Origin of the sequence: Actinoallomurus sp. NPDC052274, assembly GCF_040679475.1 — a bacterium.
Lineage (GTDB): Bacteria > Actinomycetota > Actinomycetes > Streptosporangiales > Streptosporangiaceae > Actinoallomurus > Actinoallomurus liliacearum.
Window position 1 is genome coordinate 83153 of sequence record NZ_JBFAUT010000027.1, and the last position, 26598, is coordinate 109750.

Below are 26598 nucleotides of genomic sequence, written 5' to 3' on the forward strand. Positions count from 1 at the left end.
GGGGCCCCTCCGGGCCGCTGAGGGCCCTCGCCCGGCGGCTGACGGGCCCTTGCCCTCTCCCGGCCGCCGCGGACCGGAGACGCTCCGGCGCGTGCGAGCCGGTCTACTGGCAGGGTGCCAGGCCGGGGGACGGCGCGCCGCCGGCCAGTTGGCCGCAGACGGCGGTGGGCGTCGCTCCGAGGTCCCGCCCGGTCACCTTGACCAGGGTGAGCGCCCGGCGGCCGGAGCCGCCGGTGACGTGCTGGTCGCGGGTGAAGTCGATCAGGCCGGTGGCCCCCTGGTAGCTGAGGTTCGGCAGGGTCAGCAGGACCGAGCCCGAGGTGACGGACGCGCTGCCCGGGGCACGGGACGCGCCGTGCGCGGCCAGGTCCAGGGTCCCGAAGGCGTTCTCCGCCGCGCGCGCCAGCGCGGACGCCGAGTCGTACGCGGTGATCATCTGGCCGTCCGCCAGCAGGGCCGTGCGATCCGCCGGGCCGATTCCGAGCTCGTTCCGGGCGAGGACGAAGAACGGGTTGTCGGTGTCCCCGCCCTTCGACAGGAGGTTCGGCAGGTAGGTGAACGTCGTGTAGTAGACGGTCATCGACCGGGGCAGCAGCACGTCGGTGCGGCCGGTGCCGAACCGTGACCGGGACACCTCGTCCCCGCCGAGCACGGTCAGCTCGCGGTCGGCGCAGCCGCCGTCACGGAGCCCGCTGATCAGGCCGCCGAGGTCCTCGGTACGCCCGGCGAAGTACACCAGGGCGTAGGGGTCTCCCGTCGACCCGCGGCAGGCCGCCCGTACCTTGGCGCCGATGTCGTCGATGCCGTCGTAGCGCAGCATGGTCGAGGACGAGCCGAGCGCCAGCGCCCGCCGCGCGTCCTCGGCCAGCTCCGCGCCGTAGTCGTTGCCCTCCGAGCCGGGGGATCGGTAGACGACCAGCGTGCGGCCGGCGCGCCGGCCACCCAGGGCCTTGCGCGCGACCACGGCCTCGTCGTTGTCGGTGGCGGCCAGCCCGTAGAACTGCGGGAGCGCGCGGAGCGTGTCGGAGGAGTTGACCGGGTCGACCACCGCGAGGCCGGCGGCGCTGAGCCGGCGGATCGCCGCCTGCGACTCGGCGGTGTTGCGGCTCAGGCCGACCACCCCGACCACCGTGCGGTCCCGGCGGGCCATCGCCAGGATGCGGTCCGCGGCGATCTTCGAGAAGGCCATGTCCTGCCCGGCGTTCACCGCGAGCAGCCGGATCTTCAGGGGATTGTCGCCGCCGCCGGCCTGGGCCCGGTTGTTGCCGCGCTGCGCGAGGTACGCGCCGGCCAGTTGGCGGATCGAGCTCACCGCGCTGCTCTCCTGGCCGTCGGCCGACGTCATCATCCCGACGTACAGGATCGTCACGTACGCCCGGTGAGTGCCCAGCACCCAGGCGTTCTCCGCCGCGATCCGGTTCTCCAGGTCGGCGAGGGTGATCTGGCCCGCGGTGTGGGCGGCGTCGGGCCGGACGCTCGCGCCGCTCAGCGCCGTGCTGAGGGGGTCCCGTTCGAAGCGGACGCCCTTGGTGGCGATGCCGACGCACTCGCGGCTGCCCGCCGCGTCGGTCCGCAGCCGGGTGTCGGTGTTGGCGAAGAACAGCGCGTGCACGCTGCAGTGGGTGGAGGCGAGCTGGGCGTGCAGGTACGACCCGCCGACGGCGAGGGCGGCGAGGAGCGCCAGCAGCGACCGGCCCGACCACAGCCAGGTCCAGCGCGGCCGGGTCCGGGGCTTGAGCGCCGGGGGAGCCGCCCGGACCGGACTGCCGGCGGGGATGGGCAGCCGCAGCAGCCACGGCAGGGCCACCTGGGCGCTCGGCCCCTGGGCGCGGGCCAGCGACTGGATCCACTGTTCGTAGCGGCCCGGTGGGGACAGCGAGTCCTGGATGCCGCGAGCGCCGGGCAGGTCGTCGATGTCGGCGCGGTGGGCGTGGTCGACGGAGGCCACCACGAGGAGCGGATGGAGCTCGCTGCGGCGGCTGCGCACGTCGCTCATGGCCCGCAGCAGCCCGACGCCGCCGTTCCGGCGGGTGATGTCCTTCAGGAAGATCACGGACGGGACGGGCCGTTTGAACCCCCGGAGGGTGGGGGAGAGCCGGCGGTGCCGGGCGCGCAGGTCCTCCAGGAACGCGTAGGTCTTCGTCTGCAGCCAGGAGTCCGCCGAGGCGGGCGATCCGGTGGTGAGGGCCTGGTGGATGGGCGCGAGCTGGGAGTTCAGCCGGCCGCCGAACCCGCGGCTGCCCTGCACGGCGAAGAACGACGAGGCGGCCAGCCAGCGGTACCGCGTGCCGAACCCGACGCGGGACAGGACGGGCAGCCAGATCCTGCGGTTCATCAGGCCGGCGGCGAGCGCGACGGCCGCCAGCAGGACGACGCACATGGCCAGCAGGGTGCCGACGCGCGTCTTGTCGGCGACGCCCTGGGCGATGCCGCCGAAGATCGCGGCGACCAGCACGATGACGGTGGACCACCACACCGGCGCGGTCAGCGGCCGGCGGGTCCACGGCAGCAGGACGGCCGCGTCGTACCACTCCTCGGCGGGCGTGGTCGAGGACTGCCGCCCCCGGTTCTTGGCGGCGGCGCTCCTGACCGCCTCTTCGAGGGACCGCACGAGGTCGGACCGGGGGAACCGGTACCGACCGGCCGCGGGCCGGTCCCCGGGCCACGCACCCGGCTTGGCCAGCGAGTCGAGTAAGGCGATCTCGGGCGGCGTCCCGCCGGGGGCCGCGCCACCCTGGCCATCGCGACCGGCGGCGGTCTCCGGCGGCGGCCCACCGGGGGTCGTGCTCCCCCGGTCTCCGGGGCCGGCGGCGTCCTCCGGGGCGTCCGAAGGAGACAGGACGATGTGCGGGATGTCCGCCGCGGCGGCGGCCTGGGCCAGGGCGTCGATGTACGCGCCGGCGTCCACGCCCGGGTCGGCCGCCTCCAGCACCATCAGCGGGAACGCCTGGCCGCCGAGCCGCCACGGATGGGCCGTGGTGCGCTCGTCCAGCAACTCGAGGAGCTCGCGGCCCACCTGGGTGCTGAGGACGTCCTCACCGGCCGTCTCGGCGGGTTCCGTCATGCTCACGCCGCACCGTTCCTAAAGGCTGAGCATGAGTTGTGCATGCTCGGCCGGACGCTCCGAACGGTGTTGAGCGTCCTGGTCGCCCGCGTTCGCTCCGTGTCCGGGCGGCGCGGATCGTGTCCGTGGTCCCAGGGCGCGGGGGCGGGGTTCCTCACGCTCTGGGGCGCCTGGTGCGGCCTGGACGGTCCGATGCCCCTGCTCATCGCTCTGGTGAGCAGGGGGTGGTGCCGTCCGTCGCCGGATCGGGTGTCCCAGGGCGCGTCGTCCGATCGCCACCGCCGCCGCCTCATGGCGGGTGACGGGGCGCTGGGTGGTGGTCAGGGGGTGCCGCCAGTGCTGGGCTCCCCACTTGGAGGTATAGGCGGGGTCGACGGCGACGACGGTGACACCGAGATCGGCCGCCATGCCCACCAGCCTGCCGCGCAGTCTACTGACGGGCATACCGGAGATTAGCTTTCGGAACCGTCTGCGGCGCCCGTGCTTCTCACGGGTCGTCTCTGTGGTGAAGTCGAGATCCTCGATCGCGATCGCCAGATGGTGCCGCCGAGCCCAGCGCAAGAGGCGGATAAGGGCGTGCCGGACCTGCGCGTCACGGTGGGCGGTGGTGCCGGTCAGGTCGTAGTCGAACCGGCGTGGAGCACCGACGGGATTGCCGTGGGCGTCGAGTCGCCAGGCGGCCAGGTGATCGGCGTTGGTATCCACCCCGATCACACCCCCGGCCCGGACGCTCTCGAGCGGGACGGTTCTGACCGGCGGGATTGTCCAGGACGCGGTCACATACCAGCGGTGCCGCTCGACGTCCTCGTGGATGCGGTAGGCAACCGCCCGGTTCGCTTGGACGCGGTCGCGCCACTGGTCGCCCCGGTGCGGGAACGACACTCTCGCGCCCAGGACGTACCGGCCGTGCCCGGCGTTGGCCAGATGCGCCAACGAGGCCGGCAGCTTGATACTGACCTCACCCTCGGGAGTGATGCGGATGGTCTCGTTGCCATACCGCTTGCCGGACTCGCCATCGGCTTGCAGGAATCGGCGCTCGGCCCGCCACCGTTCGCGCCATTCGGCCGACGTGAGCTCGGCGGCCTCCAGGTTGTGCCGGGTGCGCAGCAGTCGCTTACCACCCCGCACCACCCGGACCCGCCCGGTCCGATAATCAGCCTGGAGGCGCTGCAGCCGGTCCTGGAGCAGGCGCAGGCGCCGGGTCTTGGCGAACCACTCTTCAGCGCTGCGGTAGCCGCCCGGTGTCTTCTTTGAGCCCTTCGCACCGACCGGCAGGGACAGGCGGTGGGTGATCGTGGCGATCCCGGACTCGAGACTGCGGATGTGAGCGAACTGGCTCCGTCGTGCTAACGCCCACTGATCATGCGTGGCCTTGGTGATCGAACCGGCCCACCGCGACGACGACTCAGCCGTTATCGTCCGTTTACGGTCCGCCCACTGGCCGGTGGCGGGATCCAATCCGGCCGCACACCGTGTCTTTAGATCGCGCGAGGCCAGCGAACCGAGATGGTCACCCACCCGCCGGAGCACCATCACATCCTGCGATGTGAGGTATTTGAGGCGGTCACGGATCGCCACTCCCGAGCATCCCGGCGCGACGAATGGCGCCTGGATGGGACGCAGACCAGTCAGCACTTTGTAACCATATCGTCACTTAGCGACATGTCGTGCACTCCTGCACACTCGAATCCCGGCCGTTCGCTACCCCGCAGCATCGGATCGTACGGCGGTGACGGGCCGCCGTGAATACAGCGTAGGAGGCGAATCCGGCGGTTTCACGTCACCCGGGGATGCGTCCCGACCACAATCCGGGATGAGGACATTGCCGAACGACGGGGCCGCGCTGGCCCGGCCCCGGACCGGCGCTAACCACGGGTTCAGCCGCCGGTGATGCGGTTGAGCCGCTCGAGGGCGTCGGCGAACTCCTCGATCATGTCGTAGACGACCTGACGCGCGGGCTTGACGGTGTTCATCAGGCCGACGACCTGGCCGACGAAGTAGTTGGCCAGCTCGCGCGCGCCCTCGTTGCCGGCCTCGGCGGCCTTGCCGATGGGCGCCATCGCGCCCTCGGCGACGATCATCTGCAGGGGCATCGGCAGCGGGCCGGGGCTGTCCGCGGAGTCCCACTCGTCGGTCCAGGCGGACCGGAGCTGCCGGGCCGGCTTGCCCGTGCGCGACCGCGAGCGGACGGTGTCCCGGGACGTGGCGGCGAGCATCTTGGCCTTGACCGCGGGCAGGGTCTCGGCCTCCTCGGTCGTCAGCCAGACCGAGCCGCACCAGACGCCCGACGCGCCCAGGGCCAGCGCGGCGGCCATCTGCCGCCCGGTCGCGATGCCGCCCGCCGCGAGGACCGGGAGCGGCGCGACGGCGTCGACGACCTCCGGGACCAGCACCATCGTGGAGATCTCGCCGGTGTGACCGCCGGCCTCACCGCCCTGCGCCACGATGAGGTCGACCCCGGCCTCGACCTGGCGCCGGGCGTGCTCGACCGTGCCGACCAGCGCCGCCACGGGCACTCCGGCGGCGCGGGCCCGCTCGACCATGAGCGGAGGGGGCGGGCCGAGCGCGCTGGCGATCAGCCGGATCGGATGGGCCAGCGCCACGTCGATCAGCTCGGTCGCGCCCTGCCGCGTCACCTGCCGTCCCACGCCGTCCACCCGTGGGTCGCTGCGCGCCTCCGGCGGCGGCGCCGGGACGCCGTACTTCTCGAACAGCCCCTTCAGGAAGTCCCAGTGCTGCGGCGGGACCGCGGACAGCAGCGAGCCGCGGCCGTCCGCCGCCTCCTTGGCGATCTTGCCGGGGACGAGGACGTCGACGCCGTACGGGCGGCCCCCGACGTGCTCGTCGATCCAGCGCAGCTCCTCCTCGAGGCGATCGGGGCTGTAGGCGACCGCGCCGAGCACGCCGAAGCCGCCCGCGTTCGTGACCGCCGCGACGACGTCACGGCAGTGGCTGAAGGCGAACAGCGGGAACTCGATCCCGAACCTGTCACAGACCTCGGTCTTCACGGTCCTCCTCGAAAACGGCATGGCTCTCGCCCCCGTCCGGATGGACGAAGCGCGCACGCAGCGGCAGCCCTTCGCGCGGGGCGATGACCCCGTCCAGCCGCCCGTACATCCACGGTCCCTCGGCGAGCTCGACGAGCGCCAGTGGCGCGGGGTCGCCGCCGCGCGGGTGCGCGACCGCCCAGGACACGAGGACCGCCCGGCCGCTCGCCTCCGCCCAGTCGAGCTCCTCGGCGCCGCACTCGGGGCAGCCGCCGGCGTCCGGGGCGTACCAGCGGTCGCAGGGCGCGCAGCGGCGGATCATCAGCCGGTCCCGCGCCGCGCCGTCGAAGAACGGACCGGAGCGGGCGTCCCGCCGTACGACGCCGTCCACGTTCATCGATGCCCCTTCGGGTGCGGGCCGACGATCAGGGTCGAGTGGTGGTCGAGGATGCCGCCGTTGCCGCTGACCAGGATCAGGTCGTTACGGGCGGCCTGGCGCTCGCCGCCGTCGCCGCGGGCCTGGATGACCGCCTCCGACAGCGGCGTCATCCCCCACATGTAGTACGCGGACAACTGCCCGCCGCCGGTGTTGGTCGGCAGCGCCCCGCCGGGGCCGAGCGCGCCGCTCGCGGCGAACGGGCCGCCCTCGCCCTTGGCACAGAAGCCGTAGTCCTCCAGGGACACCAGGACGGTGTAGGTGTAGCAGTCGTAGAGCTGGCACATGGTGATGTCGCCGGTGGTGACGCCGGCCATCTTCATCGCCGCCGGGCCGGAGATCGCGGCGCCGGTCGTCAGGCCGAACTCACTGCCGCGTTCCAGCCGGTGCCCCGGATGGCCCTGTCCCCAGCCCCAGACGTACACCGGTGGCCGCGCGAGGTCGCGGGCGCGCTCGGCGCCGGTGACGATGACGGCGACGCCGCCGTTGGAGACCAGGCAGCAGTCGAGGAGGTGCAGCGGCTCGACGACCCAGCGGGACTCCTGGTGGTCGCGCAGCGAGATCGGCTCGCGCATCTGGGCGAGGGGATTGCCGGTCGCCCAGGCCCGCGTACCGACCGCGATCGCGCCGAACTGCTCGCTGGTCGTGCCGTAGCGGGCCATGTGCCGCCGGGCGGCCAGCGCGTAGTAGGCGTTGACGCTGCGGAATCCGAGGGCCGCGCGGAGGCCGTCCAGGCCGTGCCACTCGGGCGCGGTCCGGTCGTACGCCGCGCCCGCCGGGCGTTCGGGCCGCAGCGGCGCGTCGGCGAACACGCAGGCGACGGCGCTCGCCGAGCCCGCGGAGATCATCGACGCGGCGTAGGCCACCATCGCGCCGGCGGAGGCGCCGAAGGCGTTCATCGCCGTGAGCAGCCGGAGGTCGCGCAGGCCGAGCGTGCGGGCCAGCTCCACGCCGGGCCCGCCCGACATGCCCGGCGCGACGATCAGGCCGTCCAGGTCGGTGAGGGCCAGTCCGGCGTCGGCCGCCGCCGCCCGCACGGCCTGTGCCGCCAGGCGGCGCGGACTGCGGCCGTACACCTTGCCGAGCTCGGTCATGCCCAGCCCGGCGATCGCGGTCTCAGCCATGGCTCACCGTCGCCGCCTCACTCTCGCGCGCGTTCACCTCCCACCGTACCGAATCATGTTCGGTTCTGGGGAGGGGCGTTCAGCGCGTGAACGCGGTGACGAGGGCGTCGACCAGGGCGCGGCCCGCCTCGCCCGACGGGTCGAGCTCCGGGTCGTAGATGCCCACGTGCATGCCGACCGCGCGCGGGTCGCCGAGAAGGATCGCCAGGACCTCGGTGAACTCCGGGAGCGACAGGCCGTCCGGGTTGGGGGAGTCGACCGCCGGCATCACGCTCTTGTCCAGCACGTCCGCGTCGATGTGGATCCAGTGACCCTCGACGGCCGCCGCCGCCAGGTCCCGGCGCGCGGCCTCGGCGGCCGCCGCGGCGCCGTGCTCACGGACGTACTCGATCGAGTACCGGTGGATCGGCGCGGTGCGGAACGGCTCGATGTCGAACAGCTCGAGGTCCTCCGGCTCGTACTGCACGCCGATGTGCGCGGCGTGCTCCTCGGCGATGTACGGGCCGAGGCCCTCGATGTCGGTCAGCGCGGCCGGCCCGTGCCCGGTGATGAGCGCGAGCGCCGTGCCCCCGGCGGTGAACCGGCCGTGCCGGCTCGCCGGGTCGCGCCGCGGGGAGTAGTCGTCGTGCCCGTCGAGGTAGACGAACCCGTACGAGCCGCGCCGCCGCAGCGCCAGGGCCGGCCCCAGCGCGATGCCGCAGTCGCCGCCCAGCACGAGCGGGAACCGTCCCTCGTCGAGGAGGGCTCCGACGCGGTCCGCGAGCCGTACGGAGAACTCCGCGATGGCCGGGCCGTTCAGGAAGCCGGTGACCGGCTCGGCGGCGAAGGAGTACGGCGGGGGCTCGACCCGGCCCGCGTCGGCCGCGCCGAGCCGGTCGACGACGCCGTGTCCGCGCAACGCGGCCGCGAGGCCGCGGACCCCGGGCTCGTGGCCCTCACGCGGCGGCCGGAGCCCGAGGTTCGACGGAGCGTCCAGGACGGCGATCGACCGCTGAACGAGGGCCATGAGCACACCACCTAAGTCGCTACGGTGGTGACATCCTGGCGGCGGTCGATCCGCGGCGTCAACGGGCGAAGCGGTCGGTGGCCTCGATGAGGTGGTGCAGGATGCCCGGCTCGCTGTAGGCGTGCCCCGCGTCGTCGACGAGGTGGAAGTCCGCCTCCGGCCAGGCCTTGTGCAGGTCCCACGCGGTCGCCGCCGGGGTCGCGATGTCGTAACGGCCCTGCACGATCACGGCCGGGATGTGCCGGATCTTGTCGACGTCCCGGATGAGCTGTCCGTCCTCGAGGAAACCGTCGTTGACGAAGTAGTGGTTCTCGATCCGGGCGAACGCCACCGCGTAGTCGGGGTCGTCCTGCTGCGCGATGATCTCCGGGTCCGGACGCAGCGTGATCGTCGAGCCCTCCCAGACGCTCCACGCCCGCGCCGCCGGGATCCGCACGTGCGGGTCGGGATCGTTCAGCCGCGCGGCGAACGCGGCGATGAGGTCGTCCCGCTCGTCCTCGGGGATCGGGGCGACGTACTTCTCCCACAGGTCGGGGAAGAGCAGTGAGGCGCCCTCCTGGTAGTACCAGTACAGCTCGAACGGCCGCAGCGTGAAGATCCCCCGCAGGACCAGCCCGGTCACCCGGTCCGGATGCGTCTCGGCGTAGGCCAGCGCCAGCGCGCTGCCCCAGGAGCCGCCGAACACCAGCCACCGGTCGATGCCCAGGTGCTCGCGGAGCCGCTCGAGGTCGGCGACGAGGTTCGCGGTGGTGTTGTGCTCCAGGGAGACGGCGGGGTCGCTCGCGTGCGGCCGGCTGCGCCCGCAGTTGCGCTGGTCGAACAGCACGATGCGGTACGCCTCCGGGTCGAACTGCCGCCGGTGCCCGGGCGTGCAGCCGCCGCCCGGCCCGCCGTGCAGCATCACCGTGGGCCTGCCGTCGGGGTTGCCGCAGACCTCCCAATAGATCTGATCGTCGTCGCCGACGTCGAGCAGTCCGGAGTCGTACGGCTCGATCGGCGGGTAGAGCGTCCTCATGGTGGGAATTCTCGCATCCGACACGCCGACGACCGCACAGAGTGACCACGGACCGCCTCACGGTGCGTAACCGCTGGTCACGGCGGAGGCATCGATTCGCGTAGATCTCGAAATCATCACGAGTTATGCGCCACACCTTGCGTGACATGGCAGACAGCTTGGTGAGACGCCCTTAGAGTTCCCTATGTGAGCGATCTCAACGGTTCGGGCGGTTCCTATGCCGCGGAGGGCGCCGGGTCGTCGTGGGCGCCGAACAATGTCAACCCGCCGGCGCGTCCTGACGACACCGACCAACCGGCCGAGGTGGTCGACCGGCTGAGGCAGATGGCCGACATGCTCGCCGGCGCACTCGCGCAGGGCGAGCAGAAGGTCGCCGAGGCCAAGCAGGACGCCGCGACGCAGATCGCCGCCGTGCGCGCCGAGCACGAGTCGGCCAAGCAGGAGGCCTCCTCCGCCTGGCAGGAGGTGGAGCGGCTGCGCACCCAGGTGCAGCAGGCGCAGGCCACCGCGCGCCAGATGCTGGCCGAGCGCGAGTCCGCGAAACAGGACGCCGCCTCCGCGCTGCAGGAGGTCGAGCGCATCCGCGCCTCGCACGACCAGATGGAGCAGCGCGCCGAGCAGGCCGAGGCCGCCGTCCGCCAGATGATGGCCGAGCGGGAGTCCGCGCAGCAGGAGGCCGCGGCCGCCCGGCAGGAGACCGCCACCGCCCGGCTGGAGACCGCGGCGGCGCGGCAGGAGACGCAGGCCGAGCGGCAGGCCAAGGAGGCGGCCGAGGCGGCGGCGCGGCAGCTGATGGTCGAACGCGAGGCCGCGCAGCAGGAGACGCTCGGTGAGCGCCAGCTCAAGGAGCAGGCCGAGGCCACCGCCCGCGGCCTCATGGCCGAGCGCGACGCCGCCCAGCAGGAGACGCTCGCCGAGCGGCAGGCCAAGGAGCAGGCCGAGGCCACCGCCCGCGGCCTCATGGCCGAGCGGGAGGCCGCCAAGCAGGACGCGGCCGCCGCCCTGCAGGAGGTCGACCGGATGCGCGCCCAGGTCGAGGAGATGGGCCAGCGCGTCGAGCAGGCCGAGGCCGCGATGCGGCAGGCGATCTCCGAGCGCGACACGGCCCAGCAGGAGGCGCAGACCGCCTGGCAGGAGGGGTTGCGGGCGCGCGCCCAGGCCGAGCAGTCCGAGGCCGCGATGCGCCAGGCCCTGACCGAGCGTGACCAGGCGCAGCGGGAGACCGTCACCGCCCGCCAGGAGACCGACCAGGCCACGGCTCAGGCGCGCCAGGCCGAGCAGCGCGCCGAGCAGGCCGAGGCCGCCGTGCGCCAGCTCATGGCCGAGCGGGAGGCCGCCCAGCGCGAGGCCGGCTCGGCCTGGCAGGAGGTCGAGCGGCTGCGGGTCTCGACCGAGCAGGCCGAGGCCGCGATGCGGCAGGCGTTCACCGAGCGCGACCAGGCGCGGGCCGGCGCCGAACAGGCGCAGGCAGTCGCCGATCAGGCCAGGGCGATGGCCGAGCAGGCGGAGGCCACCGCCCGGCAGGCGTTCACCGAACGCGACCAGATGCGCGAGGACCGCGACGAGGCGCACCGCTCCGCCGGTGAGGCCCAGACGGTGCGCAAGGCCGTCGAGGGCGAGCGCGACCGTATCTCCCAGCACGCGGCCGAGCTGTCCCAGACCCTGGAGGCCGCGCAGATCGAGGTGGCCGGCCTGCGGGCCAAGGTCGCCGAGCTCGAGGCGGCGTCCCTGACCCTGCAGCAGACGGCGGCGGCGTCGGCGAAGGAGGCCGAGGACGCCCGCCGTCGCGCCCAGGAGCTCGCCGTCGAGCGCCGCCGGGCGGTGGATCAGGCGACCAAGGCCGAGAGCGGCCGGGACCTCGCCGAGCGGGGACAGGCGCGGGCCCAGTCGGAGCTGGCCCAGGCCCAGCGCCGTGCCGAGGACGCCGTGCGCGATCGTGACCAGGCCCAGCGCCGCGCCGATGATGCCGTGCGCGAACGCGACCAGGCCCAGCGGCGCGCCGATGACGCCGCCCGCGAACGCGACCAGGCCCTCGCGTCCGCCCGGCAGGCCACCGCCGACCGCGACCAGGCGCTCGCGTCGGCCCGGCAGGCGACCACCGACCGAGACGCCCTCGCCAAGAAGCTGAAGGAACGCGAGGAGTGGGTCGACCAGCTCGCCGAGGCCGTCACCCAGCAGCGCGACGCCCTGGCCGCCCTCTCCACCGAGCGGGACCAGGCGCGCACCGCCGCCGACCAGGCCCGGAAGATCATCGACGAGCTCAGCGGCCAGATCCAGGGCGGCACGCCGAACGGCACCGGGAGCTACGCGACCGGCTACCGCTGACGTCTCTTCGACGCCGGATCGGCGGACGCTACCAGGAGAGTCGCCTGTTATTCTGGTGGCCCGTGGACATTCGGTTGTTCGCCACGCCGGTGAACGCCGCGACAACGACCACGGGAGCGTCTTTCTTGCCTTCGGCAGTCATTGGTGGGTCCGTCCGGGCCACCAAGCATCTCTTCGTCACCGGCGGTGTCGCCTCGAGCCTCGGCAAAGGCCTGACGGCCTCCAGCCTCGGGCGGTTGCTGACCCTTCGCGGTCTGCGCGTCACCATGCAGAAGCTCGACCCCTATCTCAACGTCGACCCCGGAACGATGAACCCGTTCCAGCACGGTGAGGTCTTCGTCACCGACGACGGGGCCGAGACCGACCTCGACGTCGGCCACTACGAGCGGTTCCTCGACACGGAGCTGCACGGCTCGGCCAACGTCACGACCGGCCAGGTCTACTCCAACGTGATCGCCAAGGAGCGGCGCGGGGAGTACCTCGGCGACACCGTGCAGGTGATCCCGCACATCACCAACGAGATCAAGGACCGGATCCGCGGCATGGCCGGTCCCGACATCGACGTGGTCATCACCGAGGTCGGCGGCACGGTCGGCGACATCGAGTCGCTGCCGTTCCTGGAGGCCGTGCGCCAGATCCGGCACGAGATCGGCCGGGACAACTGCTTCTTCCTGCACGTCTCGCTGCTGCCGTACATCGGCCCGTCCGGCGAGCTGAAGACCAAGCCGACGCAGCACTCGGTCGCCGCGCTGCGCAGCATCGGCATCCAGCCCGACGCGATCGTGTGCCGCTCGGACCGGCCGATCACCCAGGGGCTGAAGAACAAGATCAGTCTGATGTGCGACGTGGACGCCGACGCCGTCGTCTCGGCGGTGGACGCCCCCAGCATCTACGACATCCCCAAGGTCCTGCACACCGAGGGCCTCGACGCGTACGTCGTGCGCCGTCTCGGCCTGCCGTTCCGCGACGTGGACTGGAAGCAGTGGGACGACCTGCTGCACCGCGTCCACCACCCCGCCCACGAGGTCACGATCGCGCTGGTCGGCAAGTACATCGACCTGCCCGACGCGTACCTCTCGGTGACCGAGGCGCTGCGGCACGGCGGGTTCGCCAACGACACCCGGGTGAAGATCCGCTGGGTCAAGAGCGACGACTGCGAGACGCCGCAGGGCGCGGCGCGCGAGCTCGGCGGCGTCGATGGCGTCCTGATCCCCGGCGGCTTCGGCGTGCGCGGCATCGAGGGCAAGGTCGCGGCCGCCCGCTACGCCCGCGAGAACCGCATCCCCACGCTGGGCATCTGCCTCGGCCTGCAGTGCATGGTCATCGAGGCGGCGCGCTCCCTGGCCGGCATCGACGGCGCCAACAGCGCCGAGTTCGACGAGAAGGCCGCCGACCCGGTGATCGCCACGATGGCCGACCAGGTCGACGTCGTCGCCGGCGAACGCGACATGGGCGGCACGATGCGGCTCGGCCTGTACCCGGCCGACCTCGCCGAGGGCTCGCTGGTCCGCGGGCTGTACGGCGCGGCCAAGGTCGAGGAGCGCCACCGGCACCGCTACGAGGTCAACAACGCCTACCGCGAGGAGCTGACGGCGGCGGGGCTCGTCTTCTCCGGCCTCTCCCCGGACGGGCGCCTCGTGGAGTACGCCGAGCTGCCGCGCGACCGGCACCCGTTCTACGTCGCCACCCAGGCCCACCCGGAGTTCCGGTCCCGGCCGACCCGGGCGCACCCGCTGTTCGCCGGGCTCGTCGCCGCCGCGCTCGGCGAGGCGGCGGACCGGTGACCGGCGGCGAGGAGGGCGCGACCGGCGGCGTCGCCGACGAGCCGTGCCGCTGGGAGACCGTGGGCGGCGAGTCACGGTTCACGGGCGCCATCATCGAGGTGCGCACCGACCGGGTCCGGATGCCGAACGGCGACGACTCCGAGGTGGTCGAGCGCGACATCGTCGTGCACCCCGGTTCCGTGGGCGTGATCTGCCTGGACGAGAAGGAGCGGATCCTGCTGCTGCGGCAGTACCGCCACCCCGTCGGGTACCTGCTGTGGGAGCCGCCGGCCGGGCTGCGCGACGTCGAGGGCGAGCCGCTGTGGCGCACGGCGGAGCGCGAGCTGGCCGAGGAGGCCGGCTACCGCGCCCGCGAGTGGCACACGCTCCTGGACGCGTGCACGTCACCGGGCATGACGAACGAGCGGACGCGGATCTTCCTCGCCCGTGGGCTCAGCGAGATCCCCGAGGGGGAGAACGACTTCGATCGGGTCCACGAGGAGGCGGACATGCCGATCGCGTGGGTGCCCCTCGACGAGGCGGTCGCCGCGGTGCGCCGGGGACAGGTCCACAATCCCCTTGCCGTCATGGGTATCTTGTCGGTCTACGCCGCCCGGGCCACGGGCTTCCGCGACCTACGCGCACCCGACGCCCCCGAGTGGTGACCCGCGTCCGCCACGACTCGTCGGGATGAGGTGCCGCGCTGATATCCGCCGCCGGTGAAGAGGTCGGACGATCGTTGCAGGCGCAGGTCCGGGCCTACCTCGACCATCTCGCGGTCGAGCGCGGCCTGGCCGCCAACACGTTGAGCTCATACCGGCGCGACCTGCGCCGCTACGTCGACGCCCTGACCGCCCGCGGCCGTACGGCGCTCGGCCAGGTCGGGGAGGACGACGTCGTGTCCTTCCTGGCGGCGCTGCGGGAGGGCGACGAGGCGCACCCGCCGCTCGCGGCCGGCTCCGCGGCCCGCGCCGTCGTCGCCGTGCGCGGCCTGCACCGGTTCGCGGTGCGCGAGGGCATGTCGGCGGCCGACCCGGCACGGGACGTCCGGCCGCCCGTGCCGCCGCGCCGGCTGCCCAAGGCCATCGGCATCGCGGAGGTCGAGCGGCTCCTCGCGGCGGCCGGCCCGTCGGACACGCCGCGGGGGATGCGCGACCGCGCGCTGCTCGAGTTGCTGTACGGCACCGGCGCCCGCATCTCCGAGGCGGTCGGCCTGGCCGTGGACGACGTCGACCTGGACGACGCCGTGGTCCTGCTGCGCGGCAAGGGCGGCAAGGACCGCGTCGTCCCGGTCGGCCGGTACGCCCGTGAGGCCCTGGCGGCCTACCTCGTACGGGCCCGGCCGGCGCTCAACGTCCGGGGCCAGGGCGGACCCGCGCTGTTCCTCAACGCCCGTGGCGGCCGGCTGTCGCGGCAGAGCGCCTGGTCGACGCTGCGGTCGGCGGCGGGCCGCGCCGGGCTGGGGGACGTCTCCCCGCACACGCTGCGGCATTCTTTCGCGACCCACCTGCTCGACGGCGGCGCCGACGTTAGGGTGGTGCAGGAGTTGCTGGGCCACGCGTCGGTGACCACGACCCAGGTCTACACCCTGGTCACCGTCGACCGGCTCCGCGAGGTCTACGCGTCGGCGCATCCGCGCGCACTGGCGTGAGCAGGCCGAAAGGGCGGCGTTCGACGACGCCCCGCAGGTCCGCGACACGGCGGCGTTCGCGGTGCGCCGCCTTGCCGCCCTGATTGACAGGCCCTAGAGTCCCCATCTACGGCAAACCACAGCCGCCGGGGAGGTTCGAGGAGCTGGTGACTGAACCCAGCGAGCAGGAGAGAGCACGTTCGGAGTTGGCGCTCTCGACCGCCATCGCGACCGATCCGCGTGACGCAGCGCCACTCGGCCCTACGCAGCGTCCCATTCCGTCATTTCCCGATCCGCCGCCGCTGCAGGAGCACGGGCCGGCCCGGATCGTCTCGGTCTGCAACCAGAAGGGCGGCGTCGGCAAGACGACGACCACGATCAACCTCGGTGCCTCGCTCGCGGAGCAGGGCCGCCGCGTGCTGCTCGTCGACTTCGACCCGCAGGGGGCGCTGTCGGTCGGCCTGGGCAAGGGCGACCCGCGCCAGCTCGACCTGACGATCTACAACCTGCTCATGGAGCAGGGCGTGGAGACCGAAGAGGTCATCCTGCCGACCAGCGTCGAGGGCATGGACCTGCTGCCCAGCAACATCGACCTGTCCGGCGCGGAGGTCCAGCTCGTCCACGAGGTCGGCCGGGAGTACATCCTCGGCGGGCTGCTCAAGCCGGTCGCCGACGAGTACGACTACATCATGATCGACTGTCAGCCGTCGCTCGGCCTGCTGACCGTCAACGCGCTCGCCGCCAGCCAGGGCGTCCTCGTGCCCCTGGAGTGCGAGTACTTCGCCATGCGCGGCGTCGCGCTGCTCATGGAGACGATCGAGAAGGTCAAGGCCCGGCTCAACCCCGGGCTGACCATCGACGGGTTCCTGGCCACCATGTACGACTCGCGCACCCTGCACACCCGCGAGGTGCTCGGCCGGATCGTGGAGGCGTTCGGCGAGAAGGTCTTCCACACGGTCATCAACCGCACGGTCCGATTCCCGGACGCGACGGTCGTCGGCGAGCCGATCACCCGGTTCGACCCGTCGTCCATGGGCGCGAACGCCTACCGGGAGCTGGCCAAGGAGGTGCTGCAGAGGTGGCAGCCCGCCGGGTGACGTCGCCCCGCGCGGCCGCCCGCCCGGGCGCTCACCCCCGCGCGGCCGCCTGCCCGGGCGCACACGCCCGCGCGGCCGTCCGCCGGGGGAGCCGCTCGGCCGCGACCGCCGCCCGCCCGCGGCCGGTCGCCGAGGTGACCCGTCCCGAGCCGCACGCGCCGCGACGGCGTCGCGGGGGAGTCCGTGACCTCGACTACCGTTGACCAGGTGGACGAGCCGGCGACAGAGGAGCAGGACGGGGGTTTCCGGGTCCACCTGGACAACTTCGAGGGGCCGTTCGACCTGCTGCTCGGGTTGATCTCCAAGCACAAGCTCGACATCACCGAGGTGTCGCTGCACAAGGTCACCGACGAGTTCATCGCCCACATCCGGTCCCACGGCCGCGACTGGGACCTGGACCAGGCCAGCCACTTCCTGCTCGTCGCCGCCACGCTCCTGGACCTCAAGGCCGCCCGGCTCCTCCCGTCCGGCGAGGTCGAGGACGAAGAGGACCTGGCGCTGCTCGAGGCCCGCGACCTGCTGTTCGCGCGGCTCCTGCAGTACCGCGCCTACAAGGAGATCGCCGGGCTGTTCGCCGGGCGGATCGCGGCCGAGTCGCGGCGCTTCCCGCGGATGGTCCCGATGGAGCCGAAGTTCGCCAACCTGCTGCCCGAGGTGCTGCTCGGCCTGGGACCGGAGGCGTTCGCGGGCCTGGCCGCCCGTACCCTCGCGCCGAAGCGCCCGCCGACCGTGTCCATCGAGCACATGTACGCGCCCCAGGCCAGTGTGCGGGAGCAGGCGAGCATCCTCGTGGAGCGGTTGCGTAAGCTGGAGCGCGCGACCTTCCAGGTCCTGACCGCCGACTGCGCGGGCACTTTCGAGGTCGTCGCCCGGTTCCTGGCCCTCCTGGAGCTCTACCGTGAGAAGGCCGTCGCCTTCGAGCAGGACGAGCCTCTCGGCGAGCTGCACGTCACGTGGACCGGAGCCGCCGACGGTGAGATCAAGGTCGGCGACGACTACACCGGCCGACCGACGGAGTCCGACGACGATGACTGACACGCCGCCCCACGAGCCCGAGACGACGCCGGGCGGGCCGCACGACGAGCTCCCGTACGACGGGCCGCAGGACCCGGCGGAGCCGTACGGCGCGGACCCGCGGCAGGCCGAGCCCTCGTTGCGGGCGGGGCTGGAGGCGATCCTGCTGGTCGTCGACGAGCCGGTGCCGGAGGTCACGCTCGCCCAGATCCTCGAACGGCCCCGCCACGAGGTCGCCGCGACACTGCGCGAGCTGGCGGCGGAATACACCGCCCAGGAACGCGGGTTCGACCTGAGAGAGATCGCCGGTGGATGGCGCTTCTACACGCGTGACGTCTGCGCGCCGCTCGTCGAGCGGTTCGTCCGGGACGGCCAGCAGGCCCGCCTGACCCAGGCCGCCCTGGAGACGCTCGCCGTGGTCGCGTACCGCCAGCCGGTGAGCCGGGCACGGGTCTCGGCCATCCGCGGGGTCAACAGCGACGGCGTGATCCGCACGCTGACCCTGCGGGGCCTCATCGAGGAGGCCGGCCACGACCCGGAGCATCAGGCGGTGCTCTACCGTACGACCGGTTACTTCCTCGAACGGCTGGGTCTCAACAGCCTGGAGGAGTTGCCCGATCTCGCCCCGTACCTACCTGACGACGTGGAAGGCATAGAGGAACTCCAGCAGTGAACCAGACGAATGAGGGCGTGCGACTCCAGAAGGTGCTCGCCGACGCGGGCATCGCCAGCCGGCGCGCCTGTGAGGACCTGATCGCCGCGGGCCGGGTCAGCGTGGACGGCGAGAAGGTGACGTGGTTCGGCGCCCGCGTCGACCCGGAGACCGCCGTGATCCACGTCGACGGCAAGCGGATCCCGACCCGCACCGAGCTGCGGTACTACGCCCTGAACAAGCCCAGGGGCATCGTCAGCACGATGTCGGACCCGCGCGGGCGTAAGACCCTCGCCGAGTACGTCGGGGACGTTCCCGAGCGTCTCTACCACGTCGGACGGCTCGACACCGACACCGAGGGACTGATCCTGCTCACCAACGACGGGGAGCTGGCCAACCGGCTGATGCACCCGCGGTACGGCGTCAGCAAGACCTACCTCGCCGAGGTGCACGGCCCGATCGAGCGCGACCTCGGCCGCCGGCTGAAGAAGGGCGTCGAGCTCGCGGACGGGTTCGCCAAGGCCGACGCGTTCCGGATCTTCGACCAGGTCGGCAAGCGCGTACTGGTCGAGGTGACGCTCCACGAGGGGCGCAAGCACATCGTCCGGCGTCTGCTGGCGGAGGTCGGCTACCCGGTCCAGCAGCTGGCGCGAACGGAGTTCGGCCCGATCAAGCTCGGTCGGCTCAAGTCCGGCACGATCCGCGCGCTGACCACCAAGGAGATCGGCGAGCTGTACGCCGCCGTCGAGCTGTAGCGCGCACCGTTCACCGGCGCGGATTTCGAGAGAGGTTTCATGGGACGAGCAGTACGTGCGGTACGCGGTGCCACGCAGATCGACGACAACGACCGGGATCAGATCCTCGAGGCGACGGGCGAGCTGGTCGCCGAGGTGATGGCCCGCAACTCCCTGACGACCGACGACGTCATCAGCGTCATCTTCACCGCCACCCCGGACCTCACCGCGGAGTTCCCGGCGCTGGCGGCGCGCAAGTTGGGCTTCAACGAGGTCCCGCTGCTGTGCGCGACCGAGATCGACGTACCGCACGCGCTGCCGCGCGTGATCCGGCTGATGGCCTACGTCGAGACGGACCGGCCGCGCTCGGAGATCCAGCACGTCTACCTGCGCGGGGCCGTGGCCCTGCGGCTCGACATCGTCCAATAGCGCCCGGCTCCCGGCGGACCGGGCCGGGATCGGCGTGTCACGGCGAGACGTACCCCGCGCCTCCGGGGTTCCCGGAGGCGGGCGGGGGACGCCTCGACGTGTCTGATCACCGGGTCGGGCGGGCGGCGGAGTCGATACGCTGGTAGCTCGTGTGGAGGTGAGACTGATCGGCGGATTGCGGCGGATCGTCGTTATCGGTACCGGACTGATCGGCACGTCCGTGGCCCTCGCGCTGCGGGAGCGCGGTGTCGACGTGTCGCTCGCCGACCGCGACCCGGCCTCCGTACGCCTGGCGGCCGAGCTGGGCGCCGGGACGCCGCTGCGCGACGGCGACGGACCGGCCGACGTGGCGGTCCTGGCGGTCCCGCCCGCGGCGGTCGCGGCCACCCTCCTGGACGCGCAGAAACGGAACCTGGCCCGCTTCTACACGGACGTGGCGAGCGTCAAGGCGCGGCCCCTGCGGGAGGCCGCCGAGCTGGGCTGTGACCTGGCCTGCTACGTCGCCGGGCATCCGCTGGCCGGCAGCGAGCGGTCCGGGCCCGCCGCCGCGCGGGCCGACCTGTTCCTCGGCCGGCCGTGGGCGCTGTGCCCGACGGACGGCACCGACCCGGCCGCCGTCGAGACCGTGACCGCCCTGGCGCGGGAGTGCGGGGCGCAGACCGTCGTCGTGGACGCCGAGGAGCACGACCAGGCGGTCGCGCTGGTCTCCCACGCGCCGCACGTCGTGTCCGCCGCGGTCGCCGCACGTCTGCGGCGCGCCCCGAAGGTCGCGCTCGGCCTCGCCGGCCAGGGGGTACGCGACGTGACCCGCATCGCGGCCGGCGACCCGGAGCTGTGGATCGGCATCCTCGGGTCGAACGCCCTGCCGGTGGCGGAGGTGATCGACGAGGTCGCCGCCGACCTCACGGCCGTGGCCGCCGCGCTGCGCGAAGGGGCTGGGCCCGGCGTCTCCGACCTGCTGGAGCGCGGTGGGGCGGGCCGCCGGCGGCTGCCCGGCAAGCACGGCGGGCGGCCGGGCGCGTACACCGTCGTCTCCGTTCTCATCCCCGACCGGCCCGGTGAGCTGGCGCTGTTGTTCCAGGCGGCGGGCGTCGCCGGGGTGAACATCGAGGACGTCACGATCGAGCACTCGCCGGGCCGCCCGGTCGGTGTGGTCGAGCTGAGCGTCGATCCCGCGGCGGCCGAGCGGCTCGCCGAGGAACTCCGCGCCCGCGGCTGGTCCGTCCCCGGCTGACCGGCGCCCCGGCACTCGGCCCTCCCGAGGCTGCTCGGCTAGGGCCTGTCTCAAAGTCCCCGTCCGTAGCGAGCGGCGTCCAGGTGGTGCCTCGCAAGGCGGAGGAGGGAGGCAGCCTGGGTTTGGCTGCCGACCGACGACAACGCGGCGAGGCGCCGCCTGGACGCCGCGCAGTAGGACAGTGGGGCTTTGAGACAGGCCCTAGCTTGGTCTTTAACCCGTTCGTCGTGGGCGCGGGGTGGTGGATTTCTTGATGCGTCGCTGTCGGGTGTCTTTCCCGATGGTGTGCACGTCGTGGCGTGGGGTCGGGTGGGCGTTGGGGCGGCCTGGAGGCCGTCCTGGGCCGGGTCGGGAGGGTTTGGGTGCGCCGGCAGGGCAGGGCAGTTGCGGGCGCAGGTGCCGAAATCCCCGGCGGACCCGGGCCGGCGTGAGGCGCTGTGGGGGTGCCGGCTGTTCCCAGGGGCGACGCAGGTCTTTGGCCACGGGACGGGCCAGGCGTAGCTGGGTGTAGGCGGCCAGGACCAGCCAGGTCCATCGGTCGGCGGCCTGGGGGGTGCGGATCTTCGGGCAGACCCATCCGAGGGTCTGTTTGAGCAGGCGGAAGGTGTGTTCGATGTCGAAGCGGCGCAAGAACGCCTGCCAGAGCCGGTCGACGTCGTCGGGTGTGGCGTCGGTGCCGGACCACCACAGCCACACCGGCTTGGGGATCGCGCCGCTGGGCAGGCGGGTGGTGTCCAGCCGGATCACTGTCCCGTCGATGACCGGCAAGATGCCGGCCTGGGCCACCCAGGCGGAACGATGCGTCAACCGGGGGTGCAGCCGGTCCCAGGAACGGGCGGTGGCCGGCCCGTAGAGGCGGGTGTCGTGGACCGTGGTGACATCTGGGGTGCCCCAGGTGGCGGGATCGCCGAAGACGAACTCGCCGCCGTGCCGGGGTGGCCGGCCCTTCGTGCCGGGTTCCCAGGGCGGGGCGGCGCGGCGCAACACCCGGTCCGAGCGCATTCGGGCCAGCACCTGAACAGGCAGGTCCGCCAGCAGGTAGGCAAGCCGGGGCCCGTCGTAACCGGCGTCGGCCACGATCCAGATGTCGGGGTCACCAGGGCGCCAGTGGCCCGCTGCGATCAGCCGCTCGATGACCTGGCGTAGCTGGTCGGCCGTCACCGTGGCGGCATCCTCACCCGGTTCTAGCCGCCGGGCGTCCAGCGGGGCGGTCCAGGAGCTGCGGCCACTTTCCAGCGCGCAGACCACCGAGTACGGCCATCCGGGGATCATCAGGTGCTGGTCCTTGCCGCGCCCGTAGGTGTGGCACAAGATCCGCTGTGGTGAGGTGTGGGCTTCGGGACGCAGCCAGCAGGTGACATCGACGGCCAGTACCAGCCGGCCCTCGGCCGCCCGGGGCAGCGGCACCGCCGCAAGCGCCGCGCCCAGCCGCGCGATGTCCACCTCGCCGCGGGCCAATGCGCCATACAGCGACCCGTGCCCGCGGCGATGTTCCCCGACCAGCGACAACTCCACCAGCGAGCCGACCGGCCCGTCCGCGCACAACACCGCATCGGTCAGCTCGAACAACGCATCCGCCCGCGTCCTCAAGCACTCATAGAACTCCCGCCGGAACCGTGACAGCTCCCCGAGCGCACGCACAGCGCCGGCATCGTGCACACTGATCAATTGAAGCCCTTGGTTGTGATCTTCCGTTCTGTCGCAAGAAGGAATGATCACCCAAGGGCTTCATCCATGATCAACCGGGGTCCCGCCACCGAGACCACAGGTTAAAGATCAAGCTAGTGGCTGCGCCGTGATCGGCGCAGGAGCAGGGTCACGCGGACGGCGCCGATCACGACCAGGCCGGTGATCGGGATGAACGCCACCTGGAACGCGACGGGGCCGTAGCCACCGTCGCCGGTGGCGTCCAGCAGGACCCCGGCGGTCAGCAGGCCGGTGATGGTCAGGGAGAACCCGCCGAGGTTGACGATGCCCGAGGCGAGGCCGCCGCGCTCCGGCGGGTTCGCGTCCCGCGCGAGGTCGAAGGCGAGCATGGAGGCCGCGCTGCCGACCGCGTTGATCAGGAAGAGGAGCAGGGCCAGCGGAGCGGGCAGGTGACCGCCCGGCCAGGTGATCGCGACGAGCCAGGCGACCGCGAGGGTGATGACGGTCGAGATGATCAACCGGCCGCGCAGGTCGGGACGGCGGCCGGCGAACCAGCCGAGGAGCGGGGCGGCCACCATGGGGGTCGCCGCGCCGAGCGTGAGGATGAGCCGGGCCGCTCCGGGCGCCATGCCGAGCCCCTTGACCAGGTAGGGGTAGCCCCACAGGGTGGCCAGCACGGTGAACGACGACAGCGTGAAGTGCGTCCACAGGCCCGTGCGGGTGCCGCGCGTGCCGAACACCGCCCGGATGTCGGCGAGCGCCGAGCCCTTCTTCGATTCCGCGCCGGACTCGGAGAGGGAGATGGAGCGTTCCACGGGAGCACCCGGGTGGTTGCGGACCCACAGCCACACGACGACCGCCATCGCGGCACTGATCACCGAGATCCCGAGGAACGTCTTCGTCCACCCGTACGCGTGCAGCCCGGCGGACAGCGGCACCGTGCCGACGACCTGGCCGAGCGACCCGATCATCGCGGTCATCGCGGTGAGCAGCGCGAACCGCCGGCGGGGGAACCAGGCGGCGATCAGGCGGATGAGGTTGAGGAACGTCATCGCGTCGCCCAGTCCGACCAGCACCCGGCCGGTGATCGCCAGCGGCATCGAGCTCGCGAACGCGAACACCGCCTCACCGAGCGCCATGATGACCAGGGCCGCGCCGATCATCCGGCGTGGTCCGAACCGGTCGGCCATCAGCCCGCCCGGGATCTGCATCACCAGGTACACGCCGAGTTGCAGGATCACGAACATCGACAGCGCGGTCGCGCCGACGCCGAAGCGCTGCTGGGCGGCGAGCGAGGCGACGCCGAGGCTGGTCCGGTGGAAGAAGGCGATCAGGTAGGCCAGCGCGGCGACGCCCCAGACGGTCCAGGCGCGCCGTCCGCCGAGCGGGTGGGAGGGAGGCCGCGGTGCGGACGCTTCGGCGGGGACGGTCAGAACCGCGGGTTTCAACGGGGGGAGCCTTTCGGTGGTGCCTTGATCGGTATGGCGGTCACGCGTGCCCGCGCAACGCCGTCACCGCGGTGTGCAGGTGACGGTGGACCGCGGCGCGGATCCGCTCGCGGTCGCCGGTTCGCACGGCCTCGAGGATCTCGGCGTGGTCCTGGATCGCGGTCGCCGTACGGTCCGGATCGTCGGCCGTCAGCCGCGCCATGCGCAGCTGACGGTCGCGCAGCGCGTCGTAGAGCTGGGTAATGATCTCATTACCCGCCGCGGCGACCATTGTTCGGTGGAAACAACGGTCCGCGCGCGCGAATTCCCGGGCGTCTCCGCCGGCGGCGTGGGTGCGCATCGCCTCGAGCCACCCGGCCAGCTCGTCGATCCGGTCCGGGCCGAGGGTCGCCTTGCCTGCGGCGAAGGTCTCCACGAGCTCGCGGGTCTCGAAGACGTCGGAGATCTCCTGGGCGGAGACCGGCAGCACCAGCGCGCCGCGTTTGGGATAGAGCCGGACCAGCCCCTCGGTCTCCAGGCGGAGCAGCGCCTCGCGTACGGGCGTACGGGACACGCCCACCGCGGACGCGATCTCACCCTCGCTGAGCAGTGCGCCACCCGGGTAGGCGCGGTCGAGGATGGCCTGCTTGACGTGGTCGTAGGCCCGGGAGGTCGCCGAGGTCATCTTGTATCCATGTTACATACAAGCCGCTTGGAGCCCCTGTCAGGGGCGGGCGTCACCCGGTGCCCGGCGCGCGTGCGGCCGGATGCGATGGGGAGGCGGCGGCCACCGGGCCGTCGCGAGTGGGCCGGGCGGCCACGACGGGGGCCCGAGACCGGTAGCCTCAGACGTTGGCCGGTCGGTTATGCGAAAAAGGCAGATAAGGAAGCGAACGTGACGCTCGTCATCGCCATGGACGGTCCCTCCGGGTCGGGTAAGTCCAGCGTCTCCAAAGGCGTGGCGCGCGCCCTCGGGCTGCGCTATCTCGACACGGGCGCGATGTACCGCGCCATGACCTGGTGGATGCTGCGCGAGGGCGTCCCGGTCGAGGATCCCGCCGCGGTCGCGGCCCGGGCCGCCGAGCCCGAGATGGCCTCCGGCACGGACCCGGCCGCGCCGACGATCACGATCGACGGCGTCGACGTGTCCGGCCCGATCCGGGGCTCGGAGGTCACCGGCGCGGTCAGCGCCGTCGCCGCCGTACCCGCCGTCCGTGAGCGTCTCGTCGCCCTGCAGCGAGAGATCATCGGTGCGGGCGGCATCGTCGTGGAGGGCCGCGACATCGGCACCGTCGTCGCCCCCGACGCCCAGGTCAAGATCTACCTGACCGCGAGTGCCGAGGCGCGGGCGCAGCGCCGCAACGCCGAGCTCACCGGGGTCACGATCACCGCGACCCAGGCCGACCTGGCCCGCCGCGACCGCCTCGACTCCACCCGCAAGGTCGACCCGCTCGCGCAGGCGGCGGACGCGGTCGAGGTCGACACCACCAGCCTCGGCCTCGACGAGGTCATCGAGGAGGTGCTGCGCATCGCGCGCAAGCACCTCGCCGCCGCCGACGGCGATTCGGCGTCACAGGCGCGCTCCCGTACGGGCGAGCCGCCGCACGAGGAGCGAGACGAGTGAGTGAATTCCAGCACGCCGAGGCGATCGACGTCGCCGTCGAGCACGACGTCGCGCCGCCGCCGGTCGTGGCCGTCGTCGGCCGGCCGAATGTCGGCAAGTCCACGCTGGTCAACCGCATTCTGGGCCGCCGTGAGGCGGTCGTGGAGGACGTTCCCGGCGTGACCCGGGACCGGGTGGCCTACGACGCCACCTGGAGCGGACGGCGCTTCACCGTCGTCGACACGGGCGGCTGGGAGCCGAACGCCGAGGGCCTCGCGGCCGCCGTCGCCGACCAGGCGCGGCTCGCCGTCGACGCCGCCGACGCGGTCCTGTTCGTCGTGGACGCCACGGTCGGCTCCACCGACACCGACGAGGCCGTCGCCGACGTCCTGCGGCGGGCCAAGAAACCGGTCGTCCTGGCCGCCAACAAGGTCGACGACGCCCGGGCCGAGGCGGACGCGACCGTCCTGTGGTCCCTCGGCCTCGGCGAGCCGCTGCCGGTCTCCGCCCTGCACGGGCGGGGGAGCGGCGACCTGCTCGACGCCGTTCTGGAGGCCCTGCCCGAGGAGGCGCCGCCGGAGACGTACGGCGCCGCGGGCGGCCCGCGGCGCATCGCGCTGCTCGGCCGGCCGAACGTCGGCAAGTCCAGCCTGCTCAACAAGCTGGCGGGAGAGAACCGCGTCGTCGTCGACTCGGTCGCCGGCACGACCCGCGACCCGGTCGACGAGCTCATCGAGCTGGGCGGTGAGACCTGGCGGTTCATCGACACCGCCGGTATCCGCCGCCGCGCCCGCGAGTCCCAGGGCGCCGACTTCTACGCGACCCTGCGCACCCGCTCGGCGCTGGAGCGTTCCGAGGTCGCGGTCGTGCTCGTGGACGCCAGCGAGCCGCTCGCCGAGCAGGATCTGCGGATCATCTCCATGGTGATCGAGTCCGGCCGCGCGCTCGTCCTGGCGTACAACAAGTGGGACCTGGTGGACGAAGAGCGCCGGCACTTCCTCGACCGCGAGATCGACCGGCAGCTGCACCACGCCCGCTGGGCCCCGCGCGTCAACATCTCGGCCCGTACGGGCCGGCACGTGGAGAAGCTGGTCCCGGCGATCGACACGGCGCTGGCGGGCTGGGGCGAGCGGGTGCCGACGGCCCGGCTCAACTCCTTCATGTCCGACCTGGTCGCCGCCCGGCCGCACCCCGTACGCGGCGGCAAGCAGCCCAAGATCCTGTTCGCCACGCAGGCGGGTGTGCAGCCGCCTAAGTTCGTGCTGTTCACGAGCGGGTTCCTGGAGGTCGGCTACCGCCGCTTCGTCGAGCGGCGATGAAGCGCTGGACCTGCTCCGCCGCGAAGGGCTGATCGACCGGCGGCAGGGAGTCGGCACCCACGTCGTCGTCAACGCCGTCCTGGCCCGGATGG

At 72.7% G+C, this 26598-nt stretch carries 22 protein-coding genes; 12 read left to right on the forward strand and 10 right to left on the reverse strand.

Annotated elements, in window-relative coordinates:
* Positions 1-103 precede the first annotated feature (103 nt).
* The 7 genes from AB0K82_RS23400 to pip all read right to left on the reverse strand — a co-directional run bounded on the left by AB0K82_RS23400 (position 104) and on the right by pip (position 9632).
* Positions 104-3070, reverse strand: a complete 2967-nt coding sequence (locus AB0K82_RS23400; RefSeq protein WP_364400191.1) for a hypothetical protein — start codon at positions 3068-3070, stop codon at positions 104-106.
* A 12-nt stretch (positions 3071-3082) separates the two neighbouring features.
* Entirely contained in the window at positions 3083-4522 is a 1440-nt protein-coding gene (locus tag AB0K82_RS23405; protein ID WP_364400193.1) for an IS200/IS605 family accessory protein TnpB-related protein, read from the reverse strand.
* A 419-nt stretch (positions 4523-4941) separates the two neighbouring features.
* Positions 4942-6072, reverse strand: coding sequence for a nitronate monooxygenase family protein (locus tag AB0K82_RS23410; RefSeq protein ID WP_364400196.1), 1131 nt, complete (start codon positions 6070-6072; stop codon positions 4942-4944).
* Positions 6053-6448, reverse strand: a complete 396-nt coding sequence (locus AB0K82_RS23415) for an OB-fold domain-containing protein (protein ID WP_364400199.1) — start codon at positions 6446-6448, stop codon at positions 6053-6055. The genes AB0K82_RS23410 and AB0K82_RS23415 overlap by 20 nt, the downstream gene beginning before the upstream one ends.
* The gene (locus tag AB0K82_RS23420; RefSeq protein ID WP_364400202.1) at positions 6445-7611 is read right to left on the reverse strand and encodes a thiolase family protein; all 1167 of its coding nucleotides are present in this window, start codon (positions 7609-7611) and stop codon (positions 6445-6447) included. The genes AB0K82_RS23415 and AB0K82_RS23420 overlap by 4 nt, the downstream gene beginning before the upstream one ends.
* Positions 7612-7690: 79 nt before the next feature.
* A complete protein-coding gene (locus AB0K82_RS23425; RefSeq protein ID WP_364400205.1) occupies positions 7691-8617 on the reverse strand; it encodes an arginase family protein in 927 nt (308 codons plus the stop codon).
* Positions 8618-8675: 58 nt separating this feature from the next.
* Positions 8676-9632: a prolyl aminopeptidase gene (pip, locus tag AB0K82_RS23430; RefSeq protein ID WP_364400208.1), complete on the reverse strand. Its 957-nt coding sequence runs from the start codon at positions 9630-9632 to the stop codon at positions 8676-8678.
* 186 nt (positions 9633-9818) lie between these two features.
* Between pip and AB0K82_RS23435 the strand changes: the two genes are divergently transcribed.
* The 10 genes from AB0K82_RS23435 (at position 9819) to AB0K82_RS23480 (ending at position 20510) form a co-directional block, all read left to right on the forward strand.
* Positions 9819-11957, forward strand: coding sequence for a hypothetical protein (locus tag AB0K82_RS23435; RefSeq protein WP_364400210.1), 2139 nt, complete (start codon positions 9819-9821; stop codon positions 11955-11957).
* A 125-nt stretch (positions 11958-12082) separates the two neighbouring features.
* A complete protein-coding gene (locus tag AB0K82_RS23440) occupies positions 12083-13741 on the forward strand; it encodes a CTP synthase (protein ID WP_364400213.1) in 1659 nt (552 codons plus the stop codon).
* Positions 13738-14385, forward strand: coding sequence for an NUDIX hydrolase (locus AB0K82_RS23445; RefSeq protein ID WP_364400215.1), 648 nt, complete (start codon positions 13738-13740; stop codon positions 14383-14385). The genes AB0K82_RS23440 and AB0K82_RS23445 overlap by 4 nt, the downstream gene beginning before the upstream one ends.
* Before the next feature lie 74 nt (positions 14386-14459).
* Positions 14460-15371 (forward strand): site-specific tyrosine recombinase XerD, encoded by a 912-nt coding sequence (xerD, locus tag AB0K82_RS23450; RefSeq protein WP_364400218.1) that lies wholly within the window; start codon positions 14460-14462, stop codon positions 15369-15371.
* Between the two features lie 203 nt (positions 15372-15574).
* The gene (locus AB0K82_RS23455) at positions 15575-16447 is read left to right on the forward strand and encodes a ParA family protein (RefSeq protein WP_364400236.1); all 873 of its coding nucleotides are present in this window, start codon (positions 15575-15577) and stop codon (positions 16445-16447) included.
* A gap of 207 nt (positions 16448-16654) precedes the next feature.
* Positions 16655-17482 carry a segregation/condensation protein A gene (locus AB0K82_RS23460; RefSeq protein ID WP_364400220.1) on the forward strand — a complete coding sequence of 276 codons (828 nt, stop codon included), beginning with the start codon at positions 16655-16657 and terminating at the stop codon, positions 17480-17482.
* The gene (scpB, locus tag AB0K82_RS23465; protein WP_364400223.1) at positions 17475-18134 is read left to right on the forward strand and encodes an SMC-Scp complex subunit ScpB; all 660 of its coding nucleotides are present in this window, start codon (positions 17475-17477) and stop codon (positions 18132-18134) included. Before AB0K82_RS23460 ends, scpB begins: the two co-directional genes overlap by 8 nt.
* Complete coding sequence (locus AB0K82_RS23470; protein ID WP_364400226.1) at positions 18131-18868, forward strand: pseudouridine synthase; 738 nt, start codon at positions 18131-18133, stop codon at positions 18866-18868. Before scpB ends, AB0K82_RS23470 begins: the two co-directional genes overlap by 4 nt.
* Positions 18869-18907: 39 nt before the next feature.
* Positions 18908-19276, forward strand: a complete 369-nt coding sequence (gene aroH / locus AB0K82_RS23475; RefSeq protein WP_364400228.1) for a chorismate mutase — start codon at positions 18908-18910, stop codon at positions 19274-19276.
* A gap of 151 nt (positions 19277-19427) precedes the next feature.
* A complete protein-coding gene (locus tag AB0K82_RS23480; protein ID WP_345363650.1) occupies positions 19428-20510 on the forward strand; it encodes a prephenate dehydrogenase in 1083 nt (360 codons plus the stop codon).
* Positions 20511-20723: 213 nt separating this feature from the next.
* On the opposite strand, the gene AB0K82_RS23485 is transcribed toward AB0K82_RS23480, so the two are convergent.
* From AB0K82_RS23485 to AB0K82_RS23495, 3 genes are all read right to left on the reverse strand, one after another.
* Entirely contained in the window at positions 20724-22169 is a 1446-nt protein-coding gene (locus tag AB0K82_RS23485) for an NF041680 family putative transposase (protein ID WP_364400239.1), read from the reverse strand.
* Between the two features lie 122 nt (positions 22170-22291).
* On the reverse strand, positions 22292-23605 hold the full coding sequence (locus tag AB0K82_RS23490) for an MFS transporter (protein WP_364400231.1): 1314 nt from the start codon (positions 23603-23605) through the stop codon (positions 22292-22294).
* A gap of 40 nt (positions 23606-23645) precedes the next feature.
* Positions 23646-24269 carry a GntR family transcriptional regulator gene (locus tag AB0K82_RS23495; protein WP_345363646.1) on the reverse strand — a complete coding sequence of 208 codons (624 nt, stop codon included), beginning with the start codon at positions 24267-24269 and terminating at the stop codon, positions 23646-23648.
* Positions 24270-24479: 210 nt separating this feature from the next.
* Between AB0K82_RS23495 and cmk the strand changes: the two genes are divergently transcribed.
* Positions 24480-25208, forward strand: coding sequence for a (d)CMP kinase (gene cmk, locus AB0K82_RS23500; protein WP_364400233.1), 729 nt, complete (start codon positions 24480-24482; stop codon positions 25206-25208).
* A 23-nt stretch (positions 25209-25231) separates the two neighbouring features.
* The gene (der, locus tag AB0K82_RS23505; protein ID WP_364400242.1) at positions 25232-26506 is read left to right on the forward strand and encodes a ribosome biogenesis GTPase Der; all 1275 of its coding nucleotides are present in this window, start codon (positions 25232-25234) and stop codon (positions 26504-26506) included.
* Positions 26507-26598 lie beyond the last annotated feature (92 nt).

Coding starts and splice junctions, on each gene's coding strand:
- AB0K82_RS23415 (WP_364400199.1), bottom strand. CDS start 6,448: ATGAACGTGGACGGCGTCGTACGGCGGGACGCCCGCTCCGGTCCGTTC.
- AB0K82_RS23420 (WP_364400202.1), bottom strand. CDS start 7,611: ATGGCTGAGACCGCGATCGCCGGGCTGGGCATGACCGAGCTCGGCAAG.
- AB0K82_RS23425 (WP_364400205.1), bottom strand. CDS start 8,617: ATGGCCCTCGTTCAGCGGTCGATCGCCGTCCTGGACGCTCCGTCGAAC.
- pip (WP_364400208.1), bottom strand. CDS start 9,632: ATGAGGACGCTCTACCCGCCGATCGAGCCGTACGACTCCGGACTGCTC.
- scpB (WP_364400223.1), top strand. CDS start 17,475: ATGACTGACACGCCGCCCCACGAGCCCGAGACGACGCCGGGCGGGCCG.
- aroH (WP_364400228.1), top strand. CDS start 18,908: ATGGGACGAGCAGTACGTGCGGTACGCGGTGCCACGCAGATCGACGAC.
- AB0K82_RS23495 (WP_345363646.1), bottom strand. CDS start 24,269: ATGACCTCGGCGACCTCCCGGGCCTACGACCACGTCAAGCAGGCCATC.